The organism is Stenotrophomonas sp. GbtcB23, assembly GCF_019091045.1.
Taxonomy (GTDB): Bacteria; Pseudomonadota; Gammaproteobacteria; order Xanthomonadales; family Xanthomonadaceae; genus Stenotrophomonas; species Stenotrophomonas rhizophila_A.
The window spans coordinates 1-7,964 of the sequence record NZ_JAGXKC010000070.1 but is presented as its reverse complement, the minus strand read 5'-3'; the positions used below and the strand labels follow the sequence as shown (position 1 = coordinate 7,964).

5 protein-coding genes are annotated in these 7,964 nt (G+C 66.9%); 1 reads left to right on the top strand and 4 read right to left on the bottom strand.

The features are described from left to right. On the top strand, positions 1 to 582 hold a 582-nt coding region (locus KVS69_RS17275; protein WP_217539153.1), incomplete at its 5' end, for a hypothetical protein. 150 nt (positions 583 to 732) lie between these two features. Here KVS69_RS17275 and KVS69_RS17270 read toward each other — a convergent pair. From KVS69_RS17270 to KVS69_RS17255, 4 genes are all read right to left on the bottom strand, one after another. Further along, complete coding sequence (locus KVS69_RS17270) at positions 733 to 1,047, bottom strand: SymE family type I addiction module toxin (RefSeq protein ID WP_217539150.1); 315 nt, start codon at positions 1,045 to 1,047, stop codon at positions 733 to 735. Between the two features lie 738 nt (positions 1,048 to 1,785). Next, positions 1,786 to 5,628, bottom strand: coding sequence for a translocation/assembly module TamB domain-containing protein (locus KVS69_RS17265; RefSeq protein WP_217539148.1), 3,843 nt, complete (start codon positions 5,626 to 5,628; stop codon positions 1,786 to 1,788). Further along, entirely contained in the window at positions 5,625 to 7,409 is a 1,785-nt protein-coding gene (locus KVS69_RS17260; protein WP_217539147.1) for an autotransporter assembly complex family protein, read from the bottom strand. The genes KVS69_RS17265 and KVS69_RS17260 overlap by 4 nt, the downstream gene beginning before the upstream one ends. A gap of 77 nt (positions 7,410 to 7,486) precedes the next feature. After that, positions 7,487 to 7,964, bottom strand: a 478-nt coding sequence (locus KVS69_RS17255) for a hypothetical protein (protein ID WP_217539145.1), incomplete at its 5' end; no start/stop codon positions are given.

Here is a 7,964-nt window from a genome sequence, read left to right as displayed (position 1 = left end):
CTTCCTCCGGGATTGAATGCCGCGCAGGTCGGGTTCTGGGCAAGGTTTGGCGGTCCCGCGCTCCGCGTGCATTTTCGCTACGGGGCCGTGCGCTGCACCCTGAACGGGCTGTACCTGGGATTGGTCACCGCCTGGGGGGTTTACTCCACCCCTGTGGTCAGTCCGTCCAAAGGCGGAATGATCATCGCGGTGGCAACACTGCTGGTACCTGCAGCCTGGCTGTTGTTGCGCGGCTTCAAGGCGTTGCTGCGCTGGCAGTGCGCCGATGAAAGCGACGTGCGAGGAGCTGCATGGCTGCGGTGGGCATTCCTGCCTGCGGCGGTCATTGCCGGTGGCGCGGCAATGTGGGCGCAGCGCACGTTGGGTGCGGACGGGCTGCTGCTGATGGTCCTGGACCGTGCCTGGGCATTCGGATTGACTTTCATTGCGATGACGCGCGTCAGGGCACGTGGTCCAGACCCGCACGCTGAGCCGAACGGGCTGCCGCTGTTGCTCAGCGTGATCTGGCCAATGGGCGCGATCGGCCTCTCGCTGTACTTCTGGGCGACAGACCTGAGCAGGAACATCGGCACCCGAAGGTAGAGTCGGTTCCCAAACGACCGCCGACCATGCCCGCGAACTCTTCAGCGCATGGCGCTTTGTAATTGCACGGCTGGCGGAGGCACGATTCCGACCCCTGCACTGCCACAACCGGGCCCGGATGACGTATCGGCGGTCGATTGGGATGCGACCCTACCAGCGCGCGCGGGTGGAATCCTGCGCGGCCTGGTACCAGCCCGGGCGGCAGGCGACGCGTACTACCGGGTTGACCATGCGCAGCAGCAGGCAGCCGGGTGCGATGTGCAGGCTCACGCGCGAGCCGGTTTCCATGCCGGCGGTGGTCATCCACATGCCGCGCAGGTGCAGTGAGGGGATCAGCACTTCGCCGGGCTTGGGTTCGTCGTCGTCTTGGCGGTCTGCGCCGATGAGGACGGTGCGGGGCATGCGCCAGTGGTAGGTGACGCGGGATCGGGCGTCGGCGCGGGAATCATCTTTGTTGTCGTGCATGGTAGGCCTCTCCTGGATGTCTCCCTCGCCGGGATGGCGAGGGAGTCGGGAGGCTAAAAGCCGTTAGCAAGAAACGGTGCGACGTATTTCCACGAGGGTGTTGTATTCCGCCACCCTCCCGACGCAGTACATCAAGCTTGCTGAATTGCTGAGCTTTTAGACTCAGGACCTACCATGCGTACGCGATGACGATATCGGAATTCGGTTTTATCTGTTGATTTGGTCGAACCGGTAGGCGGTGCCTAACACTGCGTCGGAAATGGACCGCGAGTGCCCTGCATCCATTGCGGTGCAAGCACATCGCGAAGTGTGATGCGGTAGGCGAACTTTCTTTCTGTGCGCTCTGCGCAGCATGAAACGCCAGGATTTTCCATGCCGCATTCGGCATGCACCGCGCGGCAGGGTCGGTTCCCAAACGACTGCCGACAATGTGGGCGATCGCTTTGACGCATGGACCTGTGCAATTGCATGGCTGACGGAGGCGTGATGCCGATCATTGCAATGCCATCAACGGTCGCGGATGCCGCGTCGGTGGTCGATTGGGATGCGACCCTACCGGTGTCGGACCCGCAATCACACGGGCTGACGGAGGCGCGATGCCGATCATTGCAATGCCAGTACCGGACGCGGGTGGCCTATCGGCGGTCGATTGGGATGCGACCCTACCGATGCCAGGTCCCCACACGTCCGGTGGGGCAGTGGCGCCGATCATTGTCAGCAGCCAGGCAGGGCCTGGCTCTACTTTTCCTTTCGCCAGTTGAGCGAGCCGCGGTTTTCCACCGTGCTGGATTCGATTTCGATGTCGAAGCCGCGGCGCAGCAGGTACTTCAGTGTGAGTACCGAGCCGCTGCCTACCAGCGAGACGCCGTAGCCGACGTACAGCTTGGGCGAGATGTACTTGCCCACGCCGATCACCGAGCCGCCCAGCGCGCGCGACTGGCTGACGCCGGCGTCGTCCAGGCCGAGCTTGGCGCCCAGCTGCGAGGCCAGCAGGCCGCTGCCGGCCGACAGCGCCGCCGAGGCCGCGTTCACCTGCTGGGTCTGGTCGCTGCTGGCGCCGGTAAGGCTGCGCCCCAGCACCAGGAACGCCAGGGCTTCGGACTGCGACATCGACGGGTCCGACCACACGTCCACCCGTGGCGACTGCGCGCGGCCGGTCACGTCGATGCCGGCGGTGACATCACCCACCCGGCGCTCTGCACGGATGTTGATGCGCGGGTCGGAGACGGCGTTGAAGTTCCAGTTGAGGTTGCCGCGGGTGATGGTCAGGTCCTGGCCATAGGCCTTGTAGCGGCCACTCACTTCCAGCGCACCGTTGGCGGTCATCTCGCGACCGGGCCGCGCCCACACCTGCATCTTGCCGCCCAGCCCGCCCTTGAGGCCGAAGCCGGCCATGCGGACCTTGTCGCCCAGGCTTACGGTCAGATCCATGTCCAGCGGCAGGCTCGGGCCTTCTTCCGGATCGGCCGGGTCCAGCACCACCACGTCTTCGGACACCGAGGTGCCGCGATCCAGTCGCTCCAGATCCAGGTCGGCTTCGGGCACGTGCACGGTGCCGCGCAGCTGCATGGCCGCCTTGGCCAGGGTGAAGTCGAGGTTGGGGTTGGCCACGATGCGCAGTTCCGGCGTGTTGGACAGCAGCACGTTCTCGCCGTGGATATGCAGCTGCAGCGGCTGTGCATCGCCGAACCACGACAGCCCGCCGTCGACGTACAGCGTGCCCTTGCCCGAGTTCGCCTGTGCGGTGATCTTCGCCGAACCATCCGGCTGCGCGGTGAAGCTGCCGCTGCCCTGGTCGAAGGTCAGCCCCAGCGCCGGGAATTCACCCTTGAAGTTGCTCAACTTGGCGTCGCCGCCCAGCGAGGGCGTGCCGCGCGTACCGCGCAGGCTGACGTGGCCTTCGATCAGGCCGGTGGGGCGCACGATGTCCGGCGAAAACAGCTCGATCCAGTAGAGCCGCGACATGTTGAGGTACAGCTCGCCGTTGAGTGGCGCGTTGGCATCCCAGCCGGTCTGCACCTTGGCATCGACGAAGCCGTTGCCCTGGAAGCCGACACCGAGCTTGGCGTTGATCTGCGCCGGGGTCATTTCCAGCGTGGCCGAGAACTGGTCGTAGCGCACCAGCTCGCCGCGCGCGTTGTCGCCCAGGCGGATGCCGCCTTCCAGCGAGGCGATCCTGGCGCTGCCTTCCCACGCGTTGCCGCGCGGGCGGATCTGCCCATCCAGGGTGATTTCGCCGCGCAGGTGCAGGCGGCGCCCGGATTGCGGCGGCAGCCACGGCTGCACCAGGGCCAGCGGCAGCGCATCGCCGCGCACCTTCAACCCATCACGCGGCCAGTTGGCGCTGGCGCACAGCGCGCCGCCGGTGGCCGCGCCCAGGCAGGTGTCGGTCAGGGTGAAGGTGCTGCCCTGGATACCGAAGGTGGCCGGTGCACGCAACGCCCATGCATCGCCCTTGATCGGTGCGATCCGCAGCGCGGCGATATCGCCCCGCCATGCATTGCCCTGCTGGCGTACCCCGCCCTCCAGCGCCACCGCACCCAGTTCGTTCTTCGCCTGCGCATCCAGCCGCAGGTTGGACACGCTGCCGCGCGCGTCCACGTTGATCGTGTCCAGCAGCATGCCGGCCTGCACCTTGGTGCCCTGCAGCGCCAGGGTGCCGTTGCTGCCCTGCCACGGCAGGCGGCCACGGATGCTGAGCGCTTCAGCGCTGTAATCGGCATAGCGCAGCCCGCTGCCGACCAGGTCGGCGGTGATGTCCGGCGCGGTGCGCGGTCCGCGCACCTGCACCTGGCCACGCAGCGTGCCGGTGCTGCCGGGCATCAGGTCATCCAGCTGCACCGGTTCCAGCTGCGCCTGCACATCGAGGCGGTCGCCGACACTGCCGCGCGCGGTCAGGCGGCTGTTGCCCACCGCCAGGCGCACGTTGCCTTCACCCTGCTGCCCGCGCAGCGCGAAGCGGCCCTGCGCATCCACGCGGCGGTTGCGCAGCATGCCGTTGATGCCGGGCACGTCCACGGTGGCTTCATAGATGCCGGCGGTGCCGGCCGGGCTGCCCGCCGGCGGCGGCAGCTGGCGGCCCTTGGAGGCCACGTTGCCTGACAGGCGGCCGTCCCACCCGGGCACGAAGTAGCCGGGATCGAATGCAGCCAGCTTGGCGGCCACGTCCCAATCCAGCTGCGGCGCCCACGCCACCTGGCCGGTCACGTCGAGCGCGCCGCCGGGGGTCTTGGCCTGCAGCTGCTTGATCCGGGCGGCGGTGTCGCTGCCGCGCACATCGAACGTCAGGTCGGCCGATTGCTGTTCGCGCTCCACCGAGGCCGTGCCGACCGCCGCCCAGTTCTTGAGCGTGCCGGCCAGGCCCATGCGCGCTTCGTTGAGCGTCACCGGCACCGGCTTGGCGGCGCCCGGCGTGGTGGGATCGGCCTCGGGCACGAAGGTCAGGTCGTTGGCGACGATCGCAAAGCGCAGGCTGGCATTTTCGCGGTCACGGAAATCGGCGGTGCCCTGCAGCCGGGCCTGGCCACCGAAGCCCTTCACCACCAGCGGTGAGACGGTCAGTACCTGGTCGGCCAGGCCGACATTGGATGGCGCCAGCTCCACCGCCAGGTCGCCCTGCTGGATGCGGCCCTGCAGGTTGGCCTGCCCGCCCTTGCCGGTAGCCTGGAAATCCAGCGACAGCGGCGTGCTGGTACTGGCATCCATGCCCGGCACCAGCAGTGCCAGGTCCAGTTCCTTGCTGCGCGCACTGGCCTTCCACACCGGTGCGTCGCGGCCGTCGAAGACCAGGCTGGCCTGCAGCGGCGCGGGGGCATGCCCGGCCAGCGCGATTTCCATGCGGTCCAGGTTGCCACGGGCCACCAGCCCGAGCCGCGCCGGGGTGCGCCCGCGCGGTGCCGGCAGCACCGCGCCGATGGTGATGTCGGTGGAATAGTCGTTGCGCGGCACATAGCGGCCGTCCACGCGGAAGTCGCCCAGGTCGCTGTCCACCTTGAGCTGGCGCGCGCGGAATTCGCCGTTGGCAATTTCCAGCCCACCGCGCAGCCTGGTGATGTCGATCAACGGTTCCTGCGCCTGGGTGATGCGGAAGCCATCGATGATGATGGTGTCGGCCTGGATCGCCAGCGGCATTTCGATCTGCGGCAGCGAATCGGGCCACGAGGGCATTTCGAACGGTTCGTCGCTCTTGGCCAGGTTCAACGTGGCGTTCTTGATCTGCAGCGCATCCAGCTGCAGCTTGCGGCCCAGCAGCGGGCGGATATCCGGATCCAGGTACGCGCGCTCGGCGGTGAAGTGGATGTCGTCGTAGCGGAAATCCAGGTTGTGCAGCACCAGCGGCCCGGCCACCGGGCCATCCACCTTGCTCCAGGTCAGCGTGGCGCCCACCGGCAGCCGCGCCACCACCTGGGCCAGCAGAACATCGCGCCCGGCCACGGTCTGCAGCAGCCAGTACACCAGCAGCAGCGCCAGCAGCACCAGCCCCAGCACGGTGAAGCCGGACCATGCCCAGAACCGGCGCTTGCGGTAGAAGCGCACGCGCGGCGGCGGCGGGGTTGGCGTGGTCGGGGTCGGCGTGCTCACAGGTCCGCTCCCACGCTCAGGTACAGCTGGAACTTCGAATCCGGATTGTTCAGACCGTGCGCGATGTCCACGCGCACCGGACCCACCGGTGATTTCCAGCGCACGCCGAAGCCCACGCCGGTATGCAGGTCGATGGTGTTGTCGAACGCGCTGCCGGTATCGACGAACACCGCGCCGCCCCACGGCCCGCCCTTGAAGTAGTGCTCGTACTCGGCCGAGGCGGTCACCAGGTTCTTGGCACCCAGTGCGAATTTATCCGGCGGAGGCGTGCGCGGGCCTACTTCACGGAACGCGTAACCGCGGATGCTGCGGTCGCCACCGGCGAAGAAGCGCAGGCTGGGGGGCATCGCCACCAGGTCGCTGGTCCAGGTGGTACCCCCTTCGCCGCGCAGGATCAGGCGGTCGGCATCGCCGACCGGAATGAACCAGCGCAGCATCACACTGGCCTGCACGAAGCTGGTATCCGAACCTGCGCCTTCGATGCCGCCACGCATGGTGGCGCTGCCACTGATGCCCTTGCGCGGGGCCAGGCGGTCGTCGACATTCACGTAGTCGGCCACCAGCTGCGGATACACCAGCGTGGAGGTGTTGTAGATCGCGTTGGTGAATTCGGTGCCCGAGGCATAGCGCCAGCGCTCGCGCAGGGCATTGATCGAGGCGATGGCCGTCCAGTTCTCGTTGATCTCGCCGCTGCGGCTGCCGATCAGCTTGAAGTTGCGAAGGTCGATGTAGTCGGTCTGCTCGTCATAGGCGCTGGCGGTGAGCCCGTACCACCCGTCCAGCCACTTGAACGCCGGGATCCGGTAGGTGGTGACAAGACTCTTGCGCTTCTGCGCGTAGTCCAGCTGGGTGTTCATCTTGTGGCCGCGGCTGTTGAGGAAGCGCCGCTCCAGGCCACCGCGCACACCGGCGCCGCTTTCGCTGCCGTAGCTGATACCGGCCGTGTAGATGCTGCGCTTGGCCCGGGTCAGGGTGACATCCACCGGCACGTTGCCGTTCTCGTCGGCCTGGTCCGGCTGCGGCTGGATGTCGATGACGCTGAAGTAATCCAGCTTGGTCAGCGATTCGCGCAGGCGGTCCAGCTTGCCTTCGTGGAAGTAGCTGCCCTTTTCCCAGTACACCAGCGGGTCGAACAGGCGCTCCACGAAGTAATCCTGGTGGAAGCGGATATCGCCCATGTTGTAACGGCGGCCGCTGTCCCAGGTGAGATCGATGTCGGCGGCATTCTCGGCGCGGGTGATCTCGACCCGGCGCTGGGTGAAATCGGCATCGAAGTAGCCACGTTCGGCCAGGCGCCGGGTGATGGTCACGCGGCTGGCGTCGTACAGCGTGTGCTCGAAGCGCTGGCCCTTGCGCGGCCGGAAGTTCTCCAGGTCTTCCTGCAGGTACTGGTCCAGCTGGGCCGGACCGGTGATGTCGATGTTCTCGCGGCGTACCAGGGTGGGCGGACCACGATCGACATGGATCACCACGCGCAGGTTCTCGCCTTCGCGCGGGCTTTCCACCGTGATCACCGGGTTGTAGTAGCCGAACGGTTCCAGCGCGCGCCGGGTCTGGCGCTCGGCCTGCGACAGCAGGTATTCCAGCCGCGACTCGCCCTGTTCCTTGCCAATGGTGTCGTACAGCGACAGCGAGACTTCGATGTTCTCGATCATCTCGGCATCGTCGTCCCTGTCCAGGCCGGTGATGTCCACCTTCTCGATGGTGCCGCGCGCATGCGCGGTCGAGGCGATGGCCAGCGACAGGAACAACAGCGGCAGGAAATATTTCAAAGGCGGCATGGGCACAGGATAGCGGGATCGTGCCAAAAACGAAGCCCGTCGCTGCGGTGTATGCGGCCACGAGCATCACGCCATATTCACGCAGGCGGAAGGTGAGCCAGAAATTGTGACCAGTCCATCGAGGGGGACACGGAGATTTCGTAGGCCTCACCGCTGTCCACGCCGGACTCGATGCAGATGCTGAAGAACGCAGGCGCCCCCCTGCCCGGCACGCAGGCGTAATAGCAGTCGCCGTTACCGTGGTTGTTGTAGCGGCCGAAGATCAGCACCCCGTCGCGCAGGGTCAGATTCCCGCCGCAGGCATCGAGCCCGTCGTCGCCGTCCCCGGGCGCCACCTTCCGTTGTACCGGCCCGCTGGCATCAGCGTCGTGCAGGAATCCCTGTCCGAGATAGGCGCGCAGGTCGTCGGCGATCCCACTGCGGAACAGGTCGCGGGCGAACGCGGTGGCCTGGCTGCCGAACAGCAGGAAATCGTGCTCGCGCGTGCCCAGGGCCTGCTCGCGGTCGGCCCCGAGAACGGAGGCGACCGCCGCGGTGAGGCCCGGTGTGCTGGAA